Source organism: Halomonas marinisediminis (assembly GCF_004347715.1).
In the GTDB taxonomy this organism is placed as follows: Bacteria; Pseudomonadota; Gammaproteobacteria; order Pseudomonadales; family Halomonadaceae; genus Halomonas; species Halomonas icarae.
Map to the genome: position 1 here is coordinate 1 of NZ_SLTR01000396.1, position 278 is coordinate 278.

The 278-nt window shown below is 66.9% G+C and carries 1 protein-coding gene; it reads left to right on the top strand.

Annotated elements, in window-relative coordinates:
* Positions 1–24: 24 nt before the first annotated feature.
* Positions 25–278: GntR family transcriptional regulator (locus tag E0702_RS17140; protein WP_205742044.1), on the top strand; the 254-nt coding region annotated here is incomplete at its 3' end.

Genomic DNA, 278 nt, shown 5'->3' on the forward strand with positions numbered 1-278 from the left:
ATGCCGGTGGAAAGGGAGCCTGAGATGAACCTTGCCAAGCCGATCGCCCGCCCGTCGCTGCATGCGGAACTGGTGGACCGGGTCCGCGAGCTGATCATCGAGGGCAGCCTGGAGCCGGGCACCAAGATCCCCGAGAAGGAGCTGTGCCAGAGCTTCGGTGTGTCGCGCACGCCGATGCGCGAAGCGCTCAAGGTGCTCGCCAACGAGGGGCTTGCGGTGCTGGAGCCGAACCGGGGCGCCTGGGTGTCCACGGTCACGATGGAGGAGCTCGAAGAGAC